The organism is Novosphingobium resinovorum (assembly GCF_036352595.1).
In the GTDB taxonomy this organism is placed as follows: Bacteria; Pseudomonadota; Alphaproteobacteria; order Sphingomonadales; family Sphingomonadaceae; genus Novosphingobium; species Novosphingobium resinovorum_B.
Map to the genome: position 1 here is coordinate 1 of NZ_JAZFAX010000043.1, position 23,393 is coordinate 23,393.

Genomic DNA, 23,393 nt, shown 5'->3' on the forward strand with positions numbered 1-23,393 from the left:
TGCACAAGTGGCTGCAGGGCGCGGACCTCGTCGCCACCGCGCAGGCGGGGCTGGCCTACACCGTGCTCAAGCACACGATGCCCGGCGACATGTGCCTGATCGGGCCGGGCGAGCTTGAGGCGTTCTCCGCGTCAGGCGGGGACGTGCGGCGATAGGCTAGCGACGCCAGCCCGACCCATCTCAAAATCTATGGAAGATCAATTCATGGTATCGATATCTCCTTGCGTCCATCTACTGATATCGATATCAGAACCACAACAACCAGACGCCCTCGGGAGAGCGCACATGAATCGCAACGCCTCGCTCCGCTGCTGCGGACGCGCATCCACGACCGCCAGACTGGCTTCACTGCTTCTGGCGTCATGCTCGGCATTTCCGGCTCTTGCCCAGGACGCGGCCCCTGCGCCCCCGGCTCCGCAGGATGCCTCCGCTAACGAGATCATCGTCACCGGCGTGCTCAACCGCACGGCCAAGCGTGACGCCGCCGTCGCCATCTCCACCATCGATTCCGACACCGTGCAGCGCTCGGCCCCGGTCAGCGCAGCGGACCTTCTGAAGAACGTGCCGGGCGTCTATGTGAACTCGTCAATCGGCGAGGCGCGCAACATCGTCTATGCGCGAGGCCTGTCGGTCGGAACGCAGTCGGCGACATCGGGCTATTATTTTGTCGCCCTGCTCGACGATGGCCTGCCGGTGATCGGCATCCAGGGCAGTGGCTTCCAACCCGACAGTTTCTATCGCCAGGACCTGACGCTGAAGCGCGTCGAGGCCCTGCGCGGCGGCAGTGCGACCGTAACGGGGCCGAACGCGCCCGGCGGCCTGTTCAATTACATCTCCAAGAATGCCCTCACCGACCATGACGGCGGCGTGGCTTCGGTTCGCCTCGGTCTCGAGGGCAAGAGCCAGCCCTATCAGCGTGCGGACGCCTACTACGGCACTGAATTCGGCGAAAGCGGCGTCTACGGTTCGATAAGCGGGTTCTATCGCCGTTCCTTCGGCGCACGGCCGACCGCCTATCCGTTCAACCGGGGTGGGCAGATCAAGGCATCGCTGGGCTGGAACTACGGCTCCGGCTCGCTGGTCCTCTACGGCAAGTATCTCGACGATCACAACGGATCCTACGATTCCGAGCGTATCCCCTCGATCGGCTTCGACGATCCGCAGATCGCGCCCGGCCTGTCGCGCTATGACAACTACACGCTGGGCCGCAAATCGGCCTTCACCATTCCCGGGTCAGGGGTCGTGGGCAGCCAGCGCTTCGATCCGGACAATCTCGACCACACCGTCGCGCGGACCGTGGGCCTCAAGTGGGAGCACGACGTCGACGACACGCTCCAGATCAGCAATCATTTCCGGTTCAACGACAACCGCCTGACGCTCAACCAGAACGGCGTCGGCACGTTCGGTCTGGACAACCAGAACTTGTGGAACAACCTGGGCTTCAGCGCCGCAGGGCTCAGCCGCGTTCCGGGAACGATCACGGTGACCGGCAGCAATGGCCAGTTGCTCGCCCGCGTGGCCAGCGCCGCCAGCGGCTACACGGTGCTGACAAACAACCTGCCCAACCAGCAGGTTCTGGCCAACGGCGTCATTTCGGGGACAGGCACCTCGACCGATTTCGACGAGCAGTCGTTTATCGATCAGTTGACGATCTCCAAGCGACTTGGTCGCCTGACTGTAACTGCCGGGGGCTATCTCTCGCGATCGAAGTTCGTACGCGAACTGCTGCCGCCCGGCGGCTACGTCGCCCCAATCGAATCCGACATGGAAGCCGCCCAGGTCACCTTCACCGATGCCGCGACCGGCAATGTCTATCAGATGACCAATCCCGCCGGGTTCGGTTCGATCGGTACTGCGCCGGTTCGCAACACCGTGAAGAACCGCTCGACCTCGCTGTTCGGCGGTCTCAACTGGAAGGCGACCGACAAGCTCACGCTCGATGTCGGCATCCGCTACGAGCGCTTCGGCTACAGGGGCACGAACCTGCTCGCCTCGGCGAACCCGCAGGCCCGCGACCGCACTTACGGCGGCATCGACGGCGATCCAATGACGATCTACGACAATCTCGTGGGCGTGCTGAACCGCGAAGTGCCTTTCGACAAGAAGTTGAGCTTCGTGAACTACACAGCGGCCGCCAACTACCGGTTCTCCGATCGCTTCTCGGCCTATGTCCGCTACGCTCGCGGCAAGAAGAACGGCGACGGACTTTGGGGCGGATACGACACCGTGTTCAAGGCGGAGAACCAACCGATCACACCGCCGCTGATCACCCAGTACGAAGCGGGCTTCAGCTATGTGAGCCCGACTGTCCGGCTGACGCTGACCCCGTTCCTCACCCTGCTCGACAAGGTCAACGTCGTCGGTCAGGGTACCGACCTCGACGGAACGACCTACGTCACCACGCCCGCCTTCAACAAGACGAGGGTGTACGGCGTCGAGATCGAAGGCGATATCCGGATGACGCGCCAGCTGCGGCTAACGGCGGCCGTAACGCTCCAGAAGGGCAAAGCGCTCGAATGGTACAACTGGAACATGGGGCAGACGGGCCGGGCAGACGATCAGCTGGAAGCCTATCCCAATAGCAAGCTTGAGAACCTTGCAAAGGTCCAGGGCCGCCTTGGCCTGGAATATGCGACAGGTCCATTCACGGCGCTCGTCAACTTCACCTATCTGGGTTCACGCCCGTCCAGCTTCACCGGCCTGACGAAGTTCCCTACGCAGACCCAGACGGACCTGTCGCTGTCCTACGATGTGACGCCCGGCTTCCGCCTCGGCCTCAACGTCAACAACGTGTTCAACGACATCGGCATCTTCTCGATCCAGAACCCAAACCTTCCGGTCTCGGGGCTGTCGCAGGCCCAGATCATCAGCATGTATCCCAATGCGACCACCGGGATTCTTACCACCCAGCCACGCTCGTTCTTTCTGACCGGGACAGCGAATTTCTGATGCCATCGCATCGCCCAGGAGTCACTTCGATGCGCAAAGCCAAGATCCTGCGCCGAACCGGCATCTGCCTTGCCGCCGTAGCGCTGTCCTGCGCGGCGGTACCAGCCGCCCTCGCCGCACAAGACGGCCTGCGGGTCTATCCCGTGCCCAAGGGTCTGATGTACTCGGCATTCAACGACGATTTCACCGTCCGCGTCCGTACGCCGGGGGGACAGTGGAAGGATCTCTACGAGTACCGCGTCCAGGTCGACACCGACACCAGACAGAATGCATCGATGGTGTATTTCGATTTTCAAGGCACCGTTGAAATCGAAGTGCAGAAGAACAACGGCCACTTCGATACGGTCTCCGTCGCACCGCTGGCGAGCGCGGTGAAGCCGAACCGCCAGGGAAACATCGTGCGCATGACGCTGACGAGTCCGGAGAGCTTCTCGCTCCAGTTTGATGACGACCGGCTTCACAACCTGCACATCCTGGCCGGGGCTGTGCCCGCAGCCGCGCCGAGCGGGCCGAACGTACGTGTTTTCGAGGCCGGGCTACATCTCCCGCCCGAGGGCAGCGACGTGTTCCCGGTCAAGTCCGGCGAGCGCATCTATCTTGCAGGCGGAGCCGTCCTGAAGGGCTCCTTCGCGCTAGAGGGCGTGAAGGACGTCAGCATAACGGGACGCGGGATGCTATGGGATCCCGGACGGGCGATCGACCTCGAGAAGGCGAAGGACATCGCGATCTCGGACCTGATCATGGTCAATACCGATCGCAAGGACGCGGCACGGGTCATCAACATCCGCAATTCCAGCAATGTCGCGCTACACAACGTCACCGGCTTCACCTCGGGCAAATGGTCGGACGGGATCAATATCTCCACCTCGCAGCATGTCTCCGTCGATGGCGGCTACCTGCGCGTGTCGGACGACGCGGTGGTGGTCTACGCCGTCGCCGATTGTCCGCTGTGCCGCCAGCGGGCGGCGCAAACGGGCATTCCCGACATCAACCCGCCGGGGGACACGTTTGATATCTCGGTCCGCAACCTGCGCATCTGGAATGATGTGGCTCACGCCCTCTACATCGGGCATTTCGGCGACAATGCCGACCCGCGCACGATCCGCGACGTGACCTTCGACAACATCGACATCGCCAATCTCGACGAGGACGATCCCGACTGGGAAGGCGTTATCGCGGCCTATTCGGGCGACAGCACGCTGATCCGCAACATCACATTCAGCAACATCCGCGTCGACAGGATCGAGGAAGGCAAGCTGATCAACATCGTCGCCGGCAACAACGCCCGCTACAACAAGGCGCCGGGACGCGGGATCGACGGAGTGACCATCCGCAACGTCACCTTCACCGGCGAGGGCATGCCGAGCCAGTCGATCATCTCGGGCCTTTCCGCGAAGACCGCCGTTCGCAACATCACGATCGAGAACCTCAGCATTGCCGGCCAGCGCATCGACGCACCGCAGGCGGCGGATATGGTGGTGGGCAAGCACGTCGAGAGCTTGCGCATCCGCTGATGCCAGCATGCCCGCCGGGAGAGAGAAAGCATGAAGACCAATCGCCGCACCGTCCTGGCAAGCCTTGGCGCTGCTGCTACGGGCATGGCTGCAACCATCCCTATAGCGCACGCCAACGCTCCGGCAGCGGGTCAGGGTCTGACCGTCTCATCGCCCGATGGACGCACCACGCTCGAACTGCTCGTTCCCGCATCGCGCGGCGAACACCCGCGCTGGGCGGCACGGCACGGCGATGCCGTGATGCTGGAACCATCGCGGTTAGCGCTCGTGCTTGGCGATGGCAAACGCCTCGGACCGGATGCGAAGTTCCTCGGCTCGGACGTCACCCCTGTCGATGGCACCTGGCAGCCCCCTTACGGCATTGCCGCGCGCTATGACGGCAGGGCAAACCAGCTGGAAGCCCGGTTCGAGGACCGCCGGACGCGCGTCCGTTTCGCAATCCGCCTGCTCGCGCACGACGACGGGATCGCCTGCCGCTTCGTCCTGATCTCCGCGCCAAAGAAGTCCATTACGCTGGGCGGCGAGCAGATCGAATTCCGCCTGCCAACCGGAACCCGCGTCTGGACCAGCCGCGACGAAGGCGAGTATGCCGTTTCCTCTCCAGGCCGCATAGCGCCTGTGCCTCATCCCGAATTGACCGCCAGCACCGACAAGGGCGCGCTGGCCGACACGCCGGCGCTGGCCCAGACGCCCGCAGGCCTTGCCATGCTGCTGTGCGAATCCGACCGGCTCCACTACCCGCGCATGATGTTCGCGCCCGGCGAGGACGAGCAGACCATGGTCAGCCGCCTGATGCACTATCCCGGCCGCGCCACCGGCTATTCGGGCCCCGGTGACACCCATGCCGCTCCCGTGTTCGCCGTCGAAGCGCCTTTCACGACGCCTTGGCGCGTCTTAATGGTCGGCGAACGTCCCGCCGCGCTGATCAACAAGGCCGGGCTCGTCCCCACCCTTGCCACGCCGAACAGGCTGGGCTCCGAAGACTGGATTCGCCCGGGCCGCGCCTTCCGTATCCGCAAACCCTATTCGAACGCCGGCGCGATGGAAGGCATCGCCTTCGCCCACGAGCGCAAGCTCGACTACATCGAGTTCGACGCGCACTGGTATGGCGACGGCACCGATCCCAGCGATGCGACCCGCCCCATCGACGGCTTCGACATCGAGGGCATCGTTGCCGCCGCGCGCGCGAAGGGGATTGGCACCATCGTCTACGTCGACCGCGTGCCCGCGATGCGCCAGCTCGATGCCATCGTCGCCACATACCGCAAGTGGGGCATCGCCGGGATCAAGTTCGGCTTCATCTGGGAAGGACGGCAGGAGGATGTGGACTGGATCTACAACCTCGTGAAGACCTGCGGCGACAACCGCCTCCTGGTGAACCTGCACGACAACCTGCGTCCCGCCGGGCTGGAGCGCACCTTGCCGAACTACGTCGCTCTCGAAGGGGTGCGCGGAAACGAACAGTTCCCCACCGCAAGGCACAACGTCACCCTGCCCTTCACCCGCGCACTGTCGGGTCCGATAGACTATACGATCTGCTACGACCACTACATGAACAAGACCACCAACGCGCACCAACTGGCGATGGCGGTCGTCTACTACAATCCGCTCACGTTCCTTTACTGGTACGATGCTCCGACCAAGTACCGCACCGGAAACTGGCCCGCGCTGCACTGGTTCGACGAATGTCCCACGACCTGGGACGAGACCCATCCGATCGCCGGCGAACCCGGCGAGTACGTGGCGGTCGCCCGGCGAAGCGGCAACCGCTGGTTTCTGGGCGCGATGACCAACGAAGAGGCACGCACGATCCACCTCCCACTCACCTTCCTGAGCGAAGGGAAATGGCAGGCGATGGTCTTTGCCGATGGCATCCGGATGCAAGAGCCCCGACTGACCAAGGTGGACATCTCCCGGCGCGATGTGGATGCTGCGGCTACGCTGACCGTCAAAATGCAGCCGAGCGGCGGCCAGGCGATCCTCTTCGAGCGCATGGCCTGACGACGATCCACACAGCAAATGATCCAAGGCGCTACGGCCTGGACGGGGAATGGATGAGATGATGCGAAGCACCCTGGCCGCCCTGGCCGTGATACTGGCAACCGCCCCCGCTATGGCCCAAGGCCAAGAACAAGGACAGACCGGAACATCACCTGCCACCATGGCGTTCAATCCAGCCAACATCGCGCGGGTGAAGCAACTCGTCGCCAGTGATCCCGAAGCCCGCGCGCGCTGGGATGCGCTGCGCAAGACAGCGGACAAGGCGCTGTCCTCCCCGCCGCGAGGTGATCGCGAAATCGACAGCGCGCTGGAAGCTCTCGCACTCGCATTCCGCGTCACGGATCAGGCGAAGTATGCGCAAGGAGCCAGGACCCTCCTGCTGCAGCGCGCGGCCAAAAAGAACTGGCTGACTGACGCCCCCCTCGCCCACCGCGATCCGCCCTGGAAATCCGATCTCGGAATGGGATATGCCGCCGCGAGCACCGGCATCGCCTATGACGCCGTGCGCGACACGCTGTCGCAGGCCGACCGCCAGACCATCGTCCAAGGCCTCATCCGGGGCGCCATCCTTCCGATCATGGACGACTGGGTCGATGGCGCAAAGCGCATCCATGCGCTCGATACGATGGGGCATAACTGGTGGGCGCATATCATCTTCGGCGCAGGCGTGGCGGCGCTTTCCGTGCGCGAGGACGATCCGCGTGGCCTCGAATGGGCCCGCCGCATCGAAGAGGCGAGCGTGGAATGGTTCGAGTTTCCGGGCACGCGTATCGGCACCAAGCCACCCACCTTCGGAAGTGACGGCGCCTACTCGGAGACTGTCTCCTATGCCGAGCTGGCATTGCACAGCCTCATGCTTTTCCGCCGATCCTGGACCGAAGCGATGGGCACCGCGCCCTCCCCCATCCAAGGTCTTGACAAGATCGCGGGGTATTTTCTCGCCACCAGCTATCCCCGCAACGAAGGCTGGGTATCGCTCAACTTCGGTGACAGCCGCCCGCCAAGTTGTGGTTGTCACACGCTGGCCGATCTGTGGGCGCTCGGCGACCACAATCCAGAGTACCTGAAGTACATCGCCGGCTTCTCCGGCGTGCCGGCGAAAGATGCCTGGAAGGATGCCACCAACCTTCCCTATTTTCCTGACGCCTCTGCACGCACGTCAGCGTCGTCGTCTACTGCCACATCGCGCGCTTACGTATCGCGCGACCAGGGCCTGCTGACTATGCGCAGCGACTGGTCCCCCGATGCCACGCTCCTTGGGGTCAAGTCCGGGTTCACTTGGAACCACAACCATGCCGATGCCGGCAGCTTCATCCTCTACCACAAGGGGCGCACGCTCATCGCGGATTCCGGCCATTCGAGCTACGCGACACCGGAATACGATGGCTACTACCGGCAGAGCGAAGCCCACAACGTGGTCACCATCAATGGCCACGCAGAACCTGCCAGCGATCTGTACGACGGCTCGGCTTCGATGGGCACGATCGACCACCTGCTCGATACGCCCAACATCCGCTACGCCTGGGCAGATGCCACCGGTCCGACGAGCCGATATTTCCAGCGCAACTACCGCAACATCGTGTGGGTGGGAGACACGATTCTCCTCATCGACGACTTGCGCAGCCGCGATCCCGGCCAGTTCGAGTGGCTGCTGCATCATGGCGGTACGGCGACGCGAAAAGGCAGGACAGTCGAAATTCGAGACGGGGATGCCGGCGTCGACGTGACACCGCTGTTCCCCGCAACTCTGCCCGACGGCGGCCTGCCGACTGACTATCCTTATGCGCTGCGTCTTGCCAGCCATGAAGGCCTCGCCGACGAGGATCCGAAAGTAAAGCAGGCCTACCTCGGCTTCCAGCCCGTCGGTAAAAGCGATCGTGCGAAGTTCATTGTCGCCTTGCAGCCCCGCAGCGATGGTAAATCCGCGTCGCGGATCGAACGCCTTGAAGGCACGGAATGGATCGGCGTGCGCATCACCAGCGCCGATCGCATCACTGAGGTCTACTTCAATCTTCTGGCGGACGGAAGGCTTCGCCATCGCAACGCCAACGCCACGATAGCCGGGATCGACACCGACGCCTACATCCTGGCTGTCAGCCACCCCGTGCGCACCGGCGGAAACACGGATCCGGACGAGATTACCTTTGTGGACGCAAGCTATGTCCGACGCTCAGGTACGGTTCTGGTCGACTCGCTAGCGAAGGTCACCGCACATCTCGCAATCGGAACCAACACACAGGTTCAATTCAGCGGCGCCCACGGAAACGTGCGCATCGCCTGCTCCGCACCCGTGCAAGCGTTGGGCGCGGCGGGATCGGTCGCGTGCTCCAACGGCCAGGCCGTATTGCCCCGAACGAACTGACCGCCTTCGCGCTCACAGCACCTACCGAAGAGCAACGACAATGAGCAAGGCCGCTTGGAACAAGCTGCAGGGCCTCGACAAACCCACCTTGAAGCAGCTTTTCGATGCCGATTCCGGCCGTCTGGATGCTTTCGCGACGCGCTTCGAACTGGGTGAGGAGGAGAACTCCACCGGGATCCTGTTCGACTGGTCGAAGACCCACCTCGACGCCGCGCATGTCGCCGCCTTCGGGGAACTGGCGCAGGCGCAGGACTTCGCCGGCCGCCGCGCGGCGCTGTTCGCTGGCGAGATCGTCAACCCGACCGAAGGCCGCGCCGCTGAGCACACCGCCCAGCGCGGCGTCGGCAAGGACGAGAGCGTCCAGACCGCGGCCGAGAACCATCACCGCATGGCCGCCATCGTCGAGGCCATCCATCGCGGCGCCATGGGCGAGGTGAAGCACCTGATCCATGTCGGCATCGGCGGTTCGGCGCTTGGTCCGGCGCTCGCGATCGATGCGCTTGCGCGTGAAGGCGCGATGGTGGACGTCCATGTCGTGTCCAACATCGATGGTTGCGCGCTGGAGCAGGCCTTTGCCAAGTGCGATCCGGCCACCACGATGCTGGCGGTCGCGTCCAAGACCTTCACCACCATCGAGACGATGACCAACGCCGACAGCGTGCTGATCTGGCTGCGCGAAAACGGTGTCGAAGATCCCTATGGCCGCGTCGTCGCGCTGACCGCGGCGCCGGAAAAGGCGATGGAATGGGGCGTGGACGAAACCCGCATCCTGCCGTTCTCCGAGAGCGTGGGCGGGCGTTACTCGCTGTGGTCGTCGATCGGCTTCCCCGTAGCCATGGCGCTGGGCTGGCCCGACTTCGCCGAGTTCCTCGACGGTGCGGCGGCGATGGACGTGCACTTCCGCGATACGGACGGCCTTGCGAACCTGCCCTTGCGCGCCGCTTTCGCCGACCAGTACTACACCCGCCTGCGTGGCTGCCAGACCCGCGCGGTCTTCGCCTATGACGAGCGCATGGCGCTGCTACCCGACTATCTCCAGCAGCTGGAGATGGAATCCAACGGCAAGCGCGTGACCTTCGACGGCAAGCCGATAGACGGCCCCACCGCGCCGATCACCTGGGGCGGTGTCGGCACCGATGCGCAGCATGCGGTGTTCCAGCTGCTGCACCAGGGCACCAACCTGGTGCCGGTGGACTTCATCGCCTCTATCGCGCCCGAGCACGACCTTGCCTTCGACCATCACCGCATCCTGCTGTCGAACTGCTTCGCGCAGGGTGCCGCGCTGATGGCGGGCAAGGCGAGCGAGGATCCGGCGCGTGCCTATCCGGGCGACCGTCCCTCGGCCACGATCCTGGTGGATGACCTGACGCCCGCTACCTTCGGTGCGCTGGTGGCGTTCCATGAGCATCGGACGTTCGCCAACGCCGTGCTGCTGGGTATCAACCCGTTCGACCAGTTCGGCGTGGAACTGGGCAAGGAGATCGCCAAGCAGATTGAGCAGGGCGGGGTGGAGTTCGATCCTTCGACCACCGCACTGCTGGCGCTGGCGGGCATCGCCTGAGTTTATGAGGATGGCGAACTAAATTTGGGGCGCTTATAATCTGAAGATGGTTACAATTGTCCGGATAGGCAAATGTCCGGTTCAGAGCCGGGTTGCAAGGATAGCTGACGCTCATGCGGAGTCGGCTGTCGACCAGCCAAAGCTGTTCATCAGTTGATCGCTGGACGACAACTCGCATCAGAACCTGTCATTCGACACGTCAAATCAGATCGTATCCAACAGGATGGTCCGCCCGCCAAAACGACCTGCCAGTATAGTGCATTATTGGCCTTCGCGTCCGGTAAGTCCCGTGACGCACTGAGCTACATCACCCGATGGGGTATGATCTTCCATCGGCGAATGCGCCTTTCTTCAAATTTGCCTTGAAGCGGTCGAATCCACGTGTATTCTGAATTCAGTTATGGAGCCGAATCGATGGATGTTGATGCAGCATCTCTGCCAGGAACCTTGCTGAGTTCCCCAGATTCTGAGGTTTATCTCGTGATGCTTGGCCGCATTCAGCGGGGAGAGATTGGCCTGGAGGATCGTATTGTCGATTCTCAGCTGGCATCAGAATTCAATTTATCACGAATGCCTGTTCGTCAAGCCCTTCTTCGCCTGGTGCATGAAGGCTATCTGGTCGGGACTACGCGTGGCTTCGTGCTGCCTCGCCTGACGAGTGAGGATATTGACGAGATTTTCGAGGTGCGCCTGCTGCTCGAGCCGCGAGCCGCAGCTTCTGCATGCCAGGTGCTCAAAGAAGACAGTCTTGTCCAGTTGCGGCAGGCGCTGACCGACGCGCGCGCAGCTGTTGCGAGCGGCAATGCAGACGATATGATGCAGGCAAACGAACGATTCCGGCAAGTCTGGCTACGCGCCGTTCCGAACCGGCGGTTGGCGGCTTCGATACGTCGATACGTCGATCACGTTCAGATCGTGCGGCGAGCGACGGTCGTGGACAATGCGACGCAGCAGCTCATTCTTCACCTGCTCGATGCGCTGCTGAATGGGTTCGAGCGCCGTGATGCGCTACAGGTCAGCGATGCGACCGTGCAATTCGTGGCGCGCGCGCAGGAATGCTTCTTTGCCGCGCCTGCGGGCGAGGCGCGAAAGCAGGTCCGGGATGCTGCCTAGATAGCTTGCCATGCAGTCGGTGGCGACGTGAGGAAGCGCACGACGCGTCAATCTCAATAGTATATATATAAAATGAATTCAGTAATCGACGCGCCGGTTTGGAGAAGGCCGCGTCGATCACCGATCGCAATCGTGCAGACGCGCAAGACCCGTCGACGGGCAAAATCCTTTAAAATCAAACCAGGGAATTTGTTATGAGGACACACGCATACCTTCTCGCGGCTTCGGTGCTGGCAGTCTCGGCTTCATACGCCACTGTCGCGTCGGCACAGGACGAAGCCGCCGATGGCGGCACCATTTCCAACGAAATCGTCGTGACCGCGCAGCGCAAGCCTGAACTGCTGTCCAAGGCGGCGCTTTCGATTTCGGCGGTTACCGGCAATGACCTCAAGTCCGCCGGCGTGGTCGATGCGTTGTCACTCACCACGGCTGTTCCCACTGTCAAGATTGACCAGGCCAATGGCCTGCAGATCACGATCCGCGGCGTTTCCAGCGCCGACGGCACCGAAAAAGGTGATCCTTCCGCTGCGTTCATGCTCAACGGCGTCTACCTTGCACGCCAGCAGTCGCTTTCGGGCGCATTCTTCGATCTCGACCGCATCGAGGTTCTGCGCGGGCCGCAGGGCACACTGTATGGTCGTAATGCCACGGCGGGCGTCGTCAATGTGCTGACCAAGCGCCCGACCGACCGGTTCGAAGCGGCCGTTACCGGTGAATTCAGTAATTTCGATACTCAGCGCATCGACGGAATGATCAACCTACCCGTCACCGAGAATTTCGCGCTGCGCGCGGCAGGTGCCTACAACAAACACGACAGCTATCTGATTTCAGGTAACGGTTCCGACCAGCGCCTCGGACAGGACCAGGACGAATATGCAGGCCGCCTGAGCGCCGACCTCAAGTTCGGTTCGGAAAACCAAGGCAATCTGTTCGTCGTCGGCGATTATGCACATCAAGGCGGCGTCGGCCCGCAGGCGGTGTCGATAGGCAACTTTTATTCGGACTTTACGACCGTTGATCCGGTGTACCTGTCGCCCTCGCAGTCCGAGGCTCGCACTGTGACCTATCCGGTCGCTAGTACCCCTTACCAGAACAACAAGATCTACGGCATCAGCGGTGAATTGACCTGGGATTTCGGCCCGGTAAACCTGACCTATCTCGGATCGTACCGCGTATTCGATCGCGACACGCTCGGCACTTACGTCAACGCCAATACCAGCCGCTTCGCCGACGTCTACACGACAGGCAAAACCAAGTCGAATTCGCAGGAACTGCGTATGGCGACATCGGGTGACGGCCCGCTTGAGGCCGTCGTGGGACTCTATTACTTTCGCGAGCGTTCGACCAACGTTAACACGATCCTTCACGACTATGCCGGGTTTGCGCTTTATGGTTTCCTGCAAAGCCCGGTCATCGGCGAATCCAAGGCCGTTTTTGGTCAGGCGACATACCATCTCACCGACACGCTGCGCGTTACCGGCGGCATCCGCTATTCCAAGGATGAGAAGTCGCGCACAGGCCTGACCATCTATAACCGCACGTCCTCGATTTTCGATCCCGCCACTTATACGGTAAGCGCGGTCAACAACGCCAAGCGCAGCTTCTCCAAGGTGACCTGGAAGGCAGGCGCCGAATACGACGTGTCGCAGGACGTGCTGTTCTATGCAAATGCGGCGACCGGCTACAAGGCAGGCGGCTTCAACGATGGTTGCACCGCCGGCTCGCCGGGTTGCACCTCGCCGATCTCCGACGACCAGCTCTTCTACAATCCCGAGGAACTGACCGCATACGAGGCGGGGCTGAAGGGCAAGTTCCTCGACAACGCAGTGACGCTCAGCATTGCCGGCTTCTACTACAATTACACCAACATGCAGCTCAGTTCGCCGGGCACTCTTGGCCAGACGACGCTGAATGCCGGCAAAGCGCGCATCAAGGGCGTGGAGACCTCGGCGACGATCACGCCTTCCTCGCGTGACCGCTTCGACGTTTCATTCAACTATCTCGATGCCTACTACACCGATTACAGCCCGACTTCGACGCTGGACTTCGCGGGCCGTTCACTGGACAACGCGCCGGAGTGGGTTGTCACGGCAGGCTATACGCATACCTTCCCGCTGGGTAATGGCGGGAACATTGAGGCCCATGCGGATACCAGGCTGAGCGACTCCTACCTGCTGACCAATTTCGCCAACGGTACGCAGTTCCGCAACCCCAGCAACACAAAGACCAACCTCACGCTCACCTACAATGCGCCCGAGCAGCGCTGGTTCTTGCAGGGCTTCCTCAAGAACGCGGAGAATGCCATCAACTTCGCCGGGTATGGCCTGGGCCGTGTCTATGTTTCCGAGCCACGTCTGTACGGCATCCGCGCCGGCGTGCGCTTCTGATCTTTCGTGGCCGCCTTCCGGCGGCCGCGATAACCCTGCTTGCAACATCCTGCAGTCGGGGCACGGAATTTTAAGGAACCTCACCAAAGTGCTTTCCCCTATCGAGCTCTCGCCACTCAAGGCCTCGGCCGAGACCCTCTACGGCTGTTTCCGCCGGTCGGTCGAAGTGTGGCGAGACCACGACTTCCTCCATGCCCCGACCGAAGCGCTGGTCGGTGAACCTGCCGTTACCGTGACCTACGGCGATGCCGCTCTCCGTGTCGGTGCCCTGACCGATCGCTACCGTTCAGGCGGCTTCGGGGTCGGCCACCGCGTCGGCCTTGCACTGGGCAACCATCCCGAGTTTTTCCTGCATTTTCTTGCACTCAACGCGATCGGCGTCAGCATCGTGCCGTTGAACGAGGGGATGCGCGACACCGAACTGGGTGATGTGGTGGCGCAGGCGGACCTCGACATGATCGTGACGTGGCAGGCTTTGGTGCCGCGCTTCGCCGCGATCGCACCTGCGGCCATGCCGGTCGCCGATGCGCTGGCGGGGGAAATGCCTCAGGCGCCGCGTGTCGCCGGGCAGGACGATTTCGGCCTCGCCAGCGAGGCGGCGATGCTGTTCACATCCGGCACCACCGGCAAGCCCAAGGGCTGCATCCTTTCGAACGCCTATTTCACCGCGATCGGCGAATTCTATACTGGCCTCGGCGGTCGCTGCGCTTTCGAGCCGGGCCGCGACCGTATCCTGACGCCGCTTCCGGTTTCCCATATGAACGCGCTGGCCTGTTCCTTCATGGCGGCGATGCTTTCGGGAGGCTGCCTGATCCAGCTCGATCGCTTCCATGCTTCCACGTGGTGGAAGACGGTGCGCGAGACGCGAGCCACGATCGTGCACTACTTGGGCGTCATGCCCGCGATCCTGCTGCGCCGCGAGGATGGACCCGAGGCCTGGGAAGGCCATGCGATCCGCTTTGCTTTCGGGGCTGGGGTAGATCCGCGCCACCATGCGATGTTCGAGGCGCGCTTCGGCTTCCCGCTGATCGAGGCCTGGGCGATGAGCGAGACGGGCGCCGGTGCCTGGATCACCGCCAATCACGAGCCGCGCCACGTCGGCAGTCGTTGCTTCGGCCGGGCGCCTGACCATATCGAGGTCCGGCTGGTGAGCGAGGACGGCGGTGAAGTTGCCGTTGGCGACCCCGGTGAACTGCTGGTCCGTGCTCGCGGCGAGGATCCGCGCCGGGGCTTTTTCTCGGGCTATTACAAGGATCCCGAGGCCACCGAGGCGGCGTGGCAGCACGGCTGGTTCCACACCGGTGATATCGTCAGGCGCGATGCGGACGGTTCGATGTTCTTCGTCGATCGCAGCAAGAACATCGTGCGACGCAGCGGCGAGAATATCGCGGCGGTCGAGGTGGAAGGCGCCCTGATGCTTCATGCGGCGGTGCGCAACTGTGCGATTCTACCGGTGATCGACGAGATTCGGGGCGAGGAAGTGATGGCCCTGATCGAACCTGCAGACGGCGCGACAAGCTTCGAGGCGGCGCAGGACATTGCCGCATTCTGCCTCGCACGCCTGCAATACTTCAAGATTCCGGGCTACATCGCGTTCGTCGAAGCGCTACCGACCACGGCTTCGCAAAAGCTCCAGCGCGGCACGATCCGCACGCTCGGCCGAAGGCTGCTTGATGAAGGCCAAGTCCATGACTTGCGGGCGCTCAAACGCAACCGCGCCTGAAGACGATGCGTGAACGAGCCGCCGTGATAGACAGAAAGCCGAGGAGCAAACCGTGACGAACCAGAATTCCGCCCAAGTTTCACGCCGGGGCCTGCTCCTTGCCGGAGCCGCCCTGACGGTCGCCGCCGCATCCTCCCGCGCAATTGGTGCACCTGCCGCTGGCGCGATGACGCCGCAGGCCGAGGCATATATTGAAGCGCTGCTCGGGCGGATGACGCTGGCCGAGAAAGTCTCGATTCTGTCAGGCGCGAACCGTTTCTCCACGGCGGCGGTCGAGCGTCTGGGCATTCCCTCGCTGAAAATGGCCGATGGCCCCAACGGGATGCGTACCGATGATGCCACGCCGGCTACGGTTTTTCCGGCCAGCGTTGCCCTCGCCGCGACCTGGAACCCCGAGGCGGCGGTCCGCATCGGCCGGGCCATCGGCGAGGAGGCGATCGTCAAGGGCTACCAGATCGTCCTGGGCCCGGCGATGAACATTCAGCGCGTTCCCGTGGGCGGGCGCAATTTCGAATACTTCTCCGAAGATCCGTACCTGACCGGCGAGATGGCGGTCGCCTGGACGAAGGGCGTGCGCAGCACTGGCCGCCTGACCACGCCCAAGCATTTCGCCGCGAACAACCAGGAGCATGAGCGCCGCAAGATGAGCGCCAATGTGTCCGAACGGGCCTTGCGCGAAATCTACTTCCCCGCTTACCGCGAAGTGGTGGAGCGCGCCGATCCGGTGATGTTCATGACTGCGTACAACAAGGTCAACGGCACTTTCGCCTCGGAAAATGCGTGGCTGCTGCGCAAGGTGCTCAAGGAGGAATGGGGCTTCACCGGCGCGGTCATGTCTGACTTCGGGGCTGTCCACACGGCGGCGCCCGCGATCAATGGGGGGCTCGACCTTGAAATGCCCGGCCCGCCCGAAGTGCTGGGCGCCAAGCTGGTCAAGGCGGTCGAGGCCGGCGAAGTCACGATGCCCACGCTCGACGGCGCGGTGCGGCGAATGCTGTATGCAGTCTGGCGGTCGGGCAAGATGGACGGTTCAGCCAAGCTCATGCGCGGATCGTTCGATACGCCGCAGCACCGCGCCGTATCGCGCGCGGCTGCGACGGAGGCGATCACTTTGCTGCGCAACGAAGGCGCCATCCTCCCGCTCGATGCGGCACGCCTGAAGTCGATCGCGGTGATCGGCCCCAACGCCGATGTGCGCGTCATCCAGGGCGGGGGCAGTTCAGAGGTCAATCCGATCCGGGCCATCACCGCACTCGACGGCCTGCGCGCCGCGCTGCCACCATCGGTGAAGCTCAACGTCGCGGACGGTGTCGATAACAACCGCTATCCGCCGGTTGCGGACCCGCGCCACTTCTCTACTACGGCCGATACGCGCGATGCCAAGGTGCATACCGGATTCTGGACTAGCGGCACCCTTGAGGGCGCGCCGACGAAGACGTTCGGGGACGATGTCTTCATGAAATTCCGCTTCGGCGACAACGTCACGCCCCGGCCCGCCGACCAATTGGCCGTGCGTTCCGAAGGCTGGTTCTGGCCGCCGCTGGACGGGGAGTATGAATTCCAGCTGCTCGATCTCGGCTCATCCACCATCACGCTGGACGGCAAGCCGATCATCACGCCTGCGAGCGTCACCGAGCCGCCGCCGCTGTTCGACATGTTGGACTGGAAGGCGCGCAGCGCAACGGTCACGCTCAAGGCCGGGAAGCCCTACCGTTTCCTGTTCGAGATGCTCCCCGCGCACGAAAAAGCCGCCGCCTATCGCATCGGTATCCGTATGCCTGCCGGCACCATCGAACAGGCCGTTGCCGCCGCTCGCGCCAGCGATGTCGCGCTCGTCTTCGTGGGCAGTTCCAACACTTCGGAAGCCGAAACCAGCGACCGCGCCTCGCTCGACCTGTTCGGCGATCAGAACGCGCTGGTGGAGGCCATCGTCGCTGCCAATCCGCGCACCGTCATCGTGCTGAACAACGGCGGACCACTGCTGATGCCCTGGGTCGACAAGGTTCCGGCCATCGTCGAAGCCTGGTTTCTCGGCGGCGAGACGGGGCATGCGATTGCCGATGTGCTGCTCGGCCACGCCAACCCCTCGGGCAAACTGCCCTGCACCTTCCCGTCGCGCAACGAGGACAACCCGACTTTCGCGTTCTATCCCGGCAGCCTCGATGCGCAGTACGGCGAGGGTATTTTCGTGGGCTACCGCTGGTACGATCAAAAAGGCATCGCGCCGCTGTTCCCGTTCGGTCACGGCCTGTCCTACACCACGTTCGCGTTCGAGAACCTGCGCGTGGGGCCGGCCGGCGATGGCTGGAAGGTCACGGCCCTTGTGCGCAACACCGGCAAGCGGGCGGGCGCCGAAGTGGCCCAGCTCTACCTGGGGATGCCGCGGGACGCGGGCGAGCCGCCGCGCCAGCTCAAACGCTTCGCCAAAGTCTTCCTCAAGCCCAGCGAAAGCCGCGCGGTGGAGTTCACTCTGACCTCCCGCGATCTGAGCTTCTGGGACGAAGCGCGGCGTGACTGGGCGATGGCGGCAGGTGAATATACCATCGGCCTCGGCAGTTCCTCGCGCGCGATCGCCGCCAGCGCGGCGTTCACCGTCGGCAAGGACGGCTGAATGGCGGCTCTGGGCTACTCCGGCGTTGCCGTCGCCTGCCCGGTCACCGTGCCGTACCAGCGCACGAGCGACCGGCAGGCGCACTGGTTCATCGGCCGTGCGCTCAAGGCGCTGATCGATACCGCGGGCATCGACAAGTCGGATATCGACGGCCTTGCGGTCTCTTCCTTCACGCTCGGCAGCGACACCACCATCGCCCTGACCGAGCACTTCGACATGTCACCGCGCTGGATCGAGTGGTTGCCCACCGGCGGCGCCAGCGGCGTGATGGCGCTTCGCCGTGCCGCGCGCGCGGTGCAGTGCGGTGATGCCGAAGTTGTCGCCTGCATCGCCGGCGACACTTCGGGTTCGAGCGATTTCGCCGCGCTCGTGCGCGATTTCAGCCGCTTTTCCTCCGAAGCGGCCTATCCGTTCGGCGCGGCGGGCCCCAACGGCGCATTCGCGCTCATCACCGACCATTTCATGCGGACCTTCGGCACGACGCGCGAGGACTTCGGCCGGATCGCGATTGCGCAGCGTGCCAATGCCGCTGCCAACCCCAATGCGTTGCTGGGTCGCAAGCCACTGACGCTGGAAGACTATCTGGGCGCCAAACCGGTGGCCGGTCCGCTTCACATGTTCGATTGCGTGATGCCCTGTGCGGGAGCCGAGGCCTTCCTTGTCATGTCCGAGAACCGCGCGCGCCGGCTCGGCTTGCGCCATGCCGGCATCGCTGGGGCCATAGAACGGCACAACGCCTTTTTCGAAGACCCCGTGGCGATCCGTGCAGGCTGGGCGATGGATGCACCGGCGCTTTGGGAACAGGCGGCAATGGCCCCGGCCGATGTCGACTGCCTTCAGACTTACGATGATTATCCCGTAATCGTCGCCATGCAGATCGAGGATCTCGGCTTCTGCGCAAAGGGCGCCGCTGCCTCGTTCCTCCAGAGCCACGACCTGACGACGGCCGGCGATTTTCCGCAGAATACATGCGGCGGCCAGCTATCGTGCGGACAGGCGGGGGCGGCAGGCGGCTTTCTGCCGGTGGTCGAGGCGCTGCGGCAGGTGATCGGGCAGCCGCTTGGCCGCCAGGTCGAAGGTGCGCGTATCGCCCTGGCAAGCGGCTATGGAATGGTAACTTACGACCGCTGCCTGGCCACCGGAGCCGTGCTGCTGGAGGGCATTGCGTGACCATGCCATTGCAGACCTGCCTTGCCTGCGGCGCGGCGCAATATCCTTCGCGTGACGTGTGCCGAGTGTGTCTATCAGACGCCCTCGAAGTACGTGAGACGCCGCTCGAAGGACACGTGGTGGCCGAGGCGGCCCTGCACCGTTCGCTCGAACCGGATCGCCTGCACGGCGGCCCTTTGCGCATCGGCGTGGTTGCAACCGATCTCGGCATCCGCGCACTTGTCGCACTGGCTTCGAATGTTCGACCTGGCGCGGCCGTATGGCTGACTGCATCCGATGGCCCGGCAGGTCCGATCCTTGCCGTACGAAAAGACGCTATCGATCCGGCTCAGGCTGGAGGACCAGGGAATTTCCATGGCTGACAAGACGATTACCGCACCGCTTCCAGAGCCGCTGGTGCCCACCGACAGGCCGACCGGCTGGACCAACATCGTCACCGTGATCTGCTGGTTCGGCCTCTTTTCGGAAGGGTATGACATGGGCTCGCTGGGCGCGGTCCTGCCGATCCTCATGGCCGATCCCAAATGGAATCTGAGCGCCGGCGCGGCCGGCCTCATCGCCAGCGCCGCACTGTTGGGCATGGCGTTCGGGGCATACGGGTTCGGGCGGATGAGCGATAGGATCGGGCGCAAGCGCTGCTATCTGATTTGTCTGGGCCTGTTCTCCACCGCCAGCGCCCTGGCAGCGCTGGCACCTGCGCCGGTGCTGCTTGGCCTGATGCGTTTTTGCGCAGGGGTAGGCATCGGCGGCATCATTCCGGTTTGCGCAGCGCTGACCACCGAGTTCGCAGGCAAGGACCAGGTGAACCGTCAGTTCGCCCTGATGTATTCGGGCTATTCACTCGGCATCTTCGCGTCAGCGCTGGTATCTTATTTCCTTGCAGCACAACTCGGCTGGCGGATGGTCCTGGGGCTCGGCGGCGTACCGTTGCTTTTCTTGCCGTTCATCGGCGGCCTACTGCCGGAATCTCTGGTCTTCCTGGTGCGGCGGGGCGACGAGGCAAAGGCATTCAGGTTGGCGCAGCGGTTTGGAATCGCCCTACCTACGACAGCGGAGGTCGGACGTTCAGGCACCGAAAATGCGGGGCTGCGGGCGTTGTTCGTCGAAGGCCGTGCACGCCCGACGATCGGGTTCTGGCTGGCATCTTTCTTCGGAATGGTGCTGGTTTACGGCTTGAATACGTGGCTCCCTAAGATCATGCGTGACAGTGGCTATGATCTTGGGCCGAGCATCATGTTCCTTGGTGTCTTCGCGTTGGCATCTTCCGCAGGCGGCGTAGTGCTAGGCTGGCTGGCCGACCGGATCGGTCGTACGGGGGCGATCACGCTGGCCTTCGGCTGCGGCGCGTTTGCGATCCTGCTGCTCTCAGTTCGCTGGCCGCTAGGCATGACGTATATGGTCGTAGCGGCTGCCGGGATCGGTACGGTTGCGGCTGCCGTAATGGTGACTAGCTATCTTTCCAGCTACTTTTCGTCGTTCCTGCGCGCAACCGCAGTTGGTTGCAGCGTCAGTTTTTCCCGGCTTGGCGCTGTGTGCGGCCCGCTAATAGGAAGTTTGATCGTGCAGTGCGATCTGCATACCGTGTGGAATTTCTACGCCTTCGCACTAATTTCTTTGATGGCTTCATTATCAATACTTATAATCCCAACAATAAATCGAGATTTATTGCCAATGTATTCACCGACTATCGACAATCATGAGTCGGTCAAGAACAGCTGATAGCAAGCACCGGGGTTGCTGCAGCAGGCCTATGTCCAACAGGTTTGCAGTGAACATAGGTCCGACGACAAGCCATGGATCGCAACCGATGTGTGGAGATGCTCGAAAAATGCCACTGGGCTTCACGTCAAAAAATCCTGATTAGCTCAAGTAACCAACCTATATCCGTAGAACGTCAATTCGCACCATGATGACAAAAAACATGATCATCGTCGATACATTTGACAGCACTTGCGATTCAATGAAAATATTTTCACAATATTACATTAATTTGTAAAAATTTTCTCGAACCCGCCGACCTTGCCAAGCATTTCATCGAACATCGTAAAAAAACAATTTGGCGGCAAAGGAAGTCCTGTAAGGCAACTCGATGAGAACATCCGTTCCGAGAACTCGGTTTCAGTACCACCCACACTTAATGCCGTCTCCAACCAAGTAGCGAATCTAATGCGTCTGAGGGCGCCGAGACAGGCATGAACCAAGGGCATTCTCGTTAGCTTCAGGGCCATTGCCCCCTATTATCACCTAGAACTGTTCCTCTCTTGGGCATGCCCAAACTGAATTGGCATTTTGCCTATCCTCTGGCACTCCGTCTATGCATCTTGTCCGGGGTTGTACCCTACCTCTGGTTCAAGGAAGGAGACTGGATTTAGCCCCCTTCGGACACATCGCGCATTGCTGCCAGGATCGGCAGAACACACAGTGCCACCGCCGCTATCATGATGCCGGGAGCAGTCGCCGCACCTGTCCTTGCAATCAAAACCTGCGCCAGCCACGGGGTCAGACCGCCGGCGTGACCCGTCGCCTCCCATATTTCCATCCAGCGTCTCAGGCGGGGCATGAACTCGCTCCATTTTTCACCGGTCCACATTTGCCGGCCGCCATCGAGAGTGATTTCATCCAGAACGTCATTGGCATCGTTGACGACCTTCACGCTCTGCGCCCGCATTTCGAGCGATGGCGGCAGAAGGTCGAGCTTTTCTCCGAGATAGAGCGCTATCGCAGGCGTCTGCGCGATGGAAAAACCATTGGCATTATCGACGAGTACCGGCGGCACCATGAAAGGAACCGGCTGACCCGATGGGTGCCTGCCCATGAGTTCGCCGATCTCGCAACTGTCGTACTCGGTCCAGCTTGCTTCTGCATAGGCGAGGATGCCCCGGATAAACTGCCCCCGGAAGGGGACCGACCAGTGATACAAATCGAAATCGGACATCGCGCATTCCTGATCGGGACAATACCCGGATCAATGCACGCTGCGGCACTTCGTTTCGGGCTTGCCCGCAATTCGGCCCGGTCAAACCCGAACCTGTAGGGCGGTCCACCGCGAACTCCTCGCGCGCTCGCGGGTTGTCGATTGGCAAAGGAGCCGCGCGATGACCTTTCCCCATGCCCATGCCGCCAACGGAGAGCAGCCGGACAAAGCGCTCGACGCCGCCGAAGTCCAGGACGTAGAGGAGCGGCGGGCTGGTTCTTCCAAGATCGTGCACGAGGTCGTGCGCCTGCAGGGAGAGGAGGAATTGCGGCGCCCTGCCCTTGCCCTGACCCTGTCCGGCATCGCGGCCGGGCTGGCGATAGCACTATCGCTGCTTTGCGAGCTGTTCCTGCGCAGTCACCTGCCCGATACCGAATGGGCACCCCTCGTCTATTTCCTGGGCTATCCCATCGGTTACCTGATAGTCGTCATGGGCCGCCTTCAGCTCTTCACCGAAAGTACGGTGACCGCAGTGCTGCCCGTCGCGACCTCTCCCTCCGTCTACAACTTCGGGCGGCTGGTCCGCTTATGGGCATGCGTCCTGCTGGGAAACCTCGTCGGCGTCACGCTCGTCAGCGCGCTGATGGCGGGCGAGATCATCATCACGCACGAACAGCGGATGGTCGCGCTCGACATTTTGGGCAAGCTGGAACTCCAGCACTGGACGCGCACACTCACCCTCGGGATCCCGGCCGGGTTCATCATGGCGGCGATCGCCTGGGTGCTCCCCAATGCACGCGGCAGCGAATTCTGGGTGATCTTCACGCTCACCTACGTCATCGCGCTGGGCGGCTTCGCCCACGTCGTCACCGGTTCTTCGCAGGCTAGCTTTCTCTGGCTGAGCGGCACCATCGGCCTCGGCGAAGCCTGGATCGAATTCACGCTTCCGGCGCTGGCCGGCAACGTCATCGGCGGCACCGGCCTGTTCGCCGTTCTCGCTCACGGCCAGATGCGCAGCGATCTGGGCGCTGACGAACCGTAAGGAACGCACATTCCAGGCGGCGGCCTGAAAGCCTCAGGATCATGCG

The 23,393-nt window shown here is 62.5% G+C and carries 14 protein-coding genes; 13 read left to right on the top strand and 1 reads right to left on the bottom strand.

The genetic code is table 11. The features are described from left to right. The first annotated feature begins 285 nt into the window (after nt 1-285). From V2S85_RS23875 to V2S85_RS23930, 12 genes are all read left to right on the top strand, one after another. On the top strand, nt 286-2,949 hold the full coding sequence (locus V2S85_RS23875) for a TonB-dependent receptor (protein WP_330705300.1): 2,664 nt from the start codon (nt 286-288) through the stop codon (nt 2,947-2,949). 29 nt (nt 2,950-2,978) lie between these two features. Then, on the top strand, nt 2,979-4,463 hold the full coding sequence (locus tag V2S85_RS23880) for a glycosyl hydrolase family 28 protein (protein ID WP_330705301.1): 1,485 nt from the start codon (nt 2,979-2,981) through the stop codon (nt 4,461-4,463). A gap of 30 nt (nt 4,464-4,493) precedes the next feature. Beyond that, nucleotides 4,494-6,464: a glycoside hydrolase family 97 protein gene (locus V2S85_RS23885; protein WP_330705302.1), complete on the top strand. Its 1,971-nt coding sequence runs from the start codon at nt 4,494-4,496 to the stop codon at nt 6,462-6,464. A gap of 49 nt (nt 6,465-6,513) precedes the next feature. Continuing rightward, nucleotides 6,514-8,826 carry a heparinase II/III domain-containing protein gene (locus V2S85_RS23890; RefSeq protein ID WP_330705303.1) on the top strand — a complete coding sequence of 771 codons (2,313 nt, stop codon included), beginning with the start codon at nt 6,514-6,516 and terminating at the stop codon, nt 8,824-8,826. 40 nt (nt 8,827-8,866) lie between these two features. Next, the gene (pgi, locus tag V2S85_RS23895; protein ID WP_330705304.1) at nt 8,867-10,387 is read left to right on the top strand and encodes a glucose-6-phosphate isomerase; all 1,521 of its coding nucleotides are present in this window, start codon (nt 8,867-8,869) and stop codon (nt 10,385-10,387) included. 414 nt (nt 10,388-10,801) lie between these two features. Further along, entirely contained in the window at nt 10,802-11,500 is a 699-nt protein-coding gene (locus tag V2S85_RS23900; protein WP_330705305.1) for a GntR family transcriptional regulator, read from the top strand. A 194-nt stretch (nt 11,501-11,694) separates the two neighbouring features. Beyond that, on the top strand, nt 11,695-13,887 hold the full coding sequence (locus V2S85_RS23905; RefSeq protein ID WP_330705306.1) for a TonB-dependent receptor: 2,193 nt from the start codon (nt 11,695-11,697) through the stop codon (nt 13,885-13,887). An 88-nt stretch (nt 13,888-13,975) separates the two neighbouring features. Further along, nucleotides 13,976-15,610, top strand: coding sequence for an AMP-binding protein (locus V2S85_RS23910; RefSeq protein ID WP_330705307.1), 1,635 nt, complete (start codon nt 13,976-13,978; stop codon nt 15,608-15,610). A 52-nt stretch (nt 15,611-15,662) separates the two neighbouring features. Continuing rightward, nucleotides 15,663-18,221 (top strand): beta-glucosidase H, encoded by a 2,559-nt coding sequence (locus V2S85_RS23915; RefSeq protein ID WP_330705308.1) that lies wholly within the window; start codon nt 15,663-15,665, stop codon nt 18,219-18,221. Further along, a complete protein-coding gene (locus V2S85_RS23920) occupies nt 18,222-19,391 on the top strand; it encodes a thiolase family protein (protein ID WP_330705309.1) in 1,170 nt (389 codons plus the stop codon). It abuts the gene before it with no gap. A gap of 2 nt (nt 19,392-19,393) precedes the next feature. Continuing rightward, complete coding sequence (locus tag V2S85_RS23925) at nt 19,394-19,753, top strand: Zn-ribbon domain-containing OB-fold protein (RefSeq protein WP_330705319.1); 360 nt, start codon at nt 19,394-19,396, stop codon at nt 19,751-19,753. Then, nucleotides 19,746-21,110, top strand: coding sequence for an MFS transporter (locus tag V2S85_RS23930; RefSeq protein ID WP_330705310.1), 1,365 nt, complete (start codon nt 19,746-19,748; stop codon nt 21,108-21,110). Before V2S85_RS23925 ends, V2S85_RS23930 begins: the two co-directional genes overlap by 8 nt. 649 nt (nt 21,111-21,759) lie before the next feature. On the opposite strand, the gene V2S85_RS23935 is transcribed toward V2S85_RS23930, so the two are convergent. Further along, nucleotides 21,760-22,326, bottom strand: a complete 567-nt coding sequence (locus V2S85_RS23935; protein WP_330705311.1) for a glutathione S-transferase — start codon at nt 22,324-22,326, stop codon at nt 21,760-21,762. Between the two features lie 160 nt (nt 22,327-22,486). Here V2S85_RS23935 and V2S85_RS23940 point away from each other — a divergent pair, with 160 nt between their 5' ends. Then, on the top strand, nt 22,487-23,347 hold the full coding sequence (locus tag V2S85_RS23940; protein ID WP_330705312.1) for a formate/nitrite transporter family protein: 861 nt from the start codon (nt 22,487-22,489) through the stop codon (nt 23,345-23,347). Nucleotides 23,348-23,393 lie beyond the last annotated feature (46 nt).

Bases quoted from the DNA above. Each gene is read 5' to 3' on its own strand.
- V2S85_RS23875 (WP_330705300.1), top strand. From the start codon at position 286: ATGAATCGCAACGCCTCGCTCCGCTGCTGCGGACGCGCATCCACGACC.
- V2S85_RS23880 (WP_330705301.1), top strand. From the start codon at position 2,979: ATGCGCAAAGCCAAGATCCTGCGCCGAACCGGCATCTGCCTTGCCGCC.
- V2S85_RS23885 (WP_330705302.1), top strand. From the start codon at position 4,494: ATGAAGACCAATCGCCGCACCGTCCTGGCAAGCCTTGGCGCTGCTGCT.
- V2S85_RS23890 (WP_330705303.1), top strand. From the start codon at position 6,514: ATGGATGAGATGATGCGAAGCACCCTGGCCGCCCTGGCCGTGATACTG.
- pgi (WP_330705304.1), top strand. From the start codon at position 8,867: ATGAGCAAGGCCGCTTGGAACAAGCTGCAGGGCCTCGACAAACCCACC.
- V2S85_RS23900 (WP_330705305.1), top strand. From the start codon at position 10,802: ATGGATGTTGATGCAGCATCTCTGCCAGGAACCTTGCTGAGTTCCCCA.
- V2S85_RS23905 (WP_330705306.1), top strand. From the start codon at position 11,695: ATGAGGACACACGCATACCTTCTCGCGGCTTCGGTGCTGGCAGTCTCG.
- V2S85_RS23920 (WP_330705309.1), top strand. From the start codon at position 18,222: ATGGCGGCTCTGGGCTACTCCGGCGTTGCCGTCGCCTGCCCGGTCACC.
- V2S85_RS23925 (WP_330705319.1), top strand. From the start codon at position 19,394: ATGCCATTGCAGACCTGCCTTGCCTGCGGCGCGGCGCAATATCCTTCG.
- V2S85_RS23930 (WP_330705310.1), top strand. From the start codon at position 19,746: ATGGCTGACAAGACGATTACCGCACCGCTTCCAGAGCCGCTGGTGCCC.
- V2S85_RS23935 (WP_330705311.1), bottom strand. From the start codon at position 22,326: ATGTCCGATTTCGATTTGTATCACTGGTCGGTCCCCTTCCGGGGGCAG.
- V2S85_RS23940 (WP_330705312.1), top strand. From the start codon at position 22,487: ATGACCTTTCCCCATGCCCATGCCGCCAACGGAGAGCAGCCGGACAAA.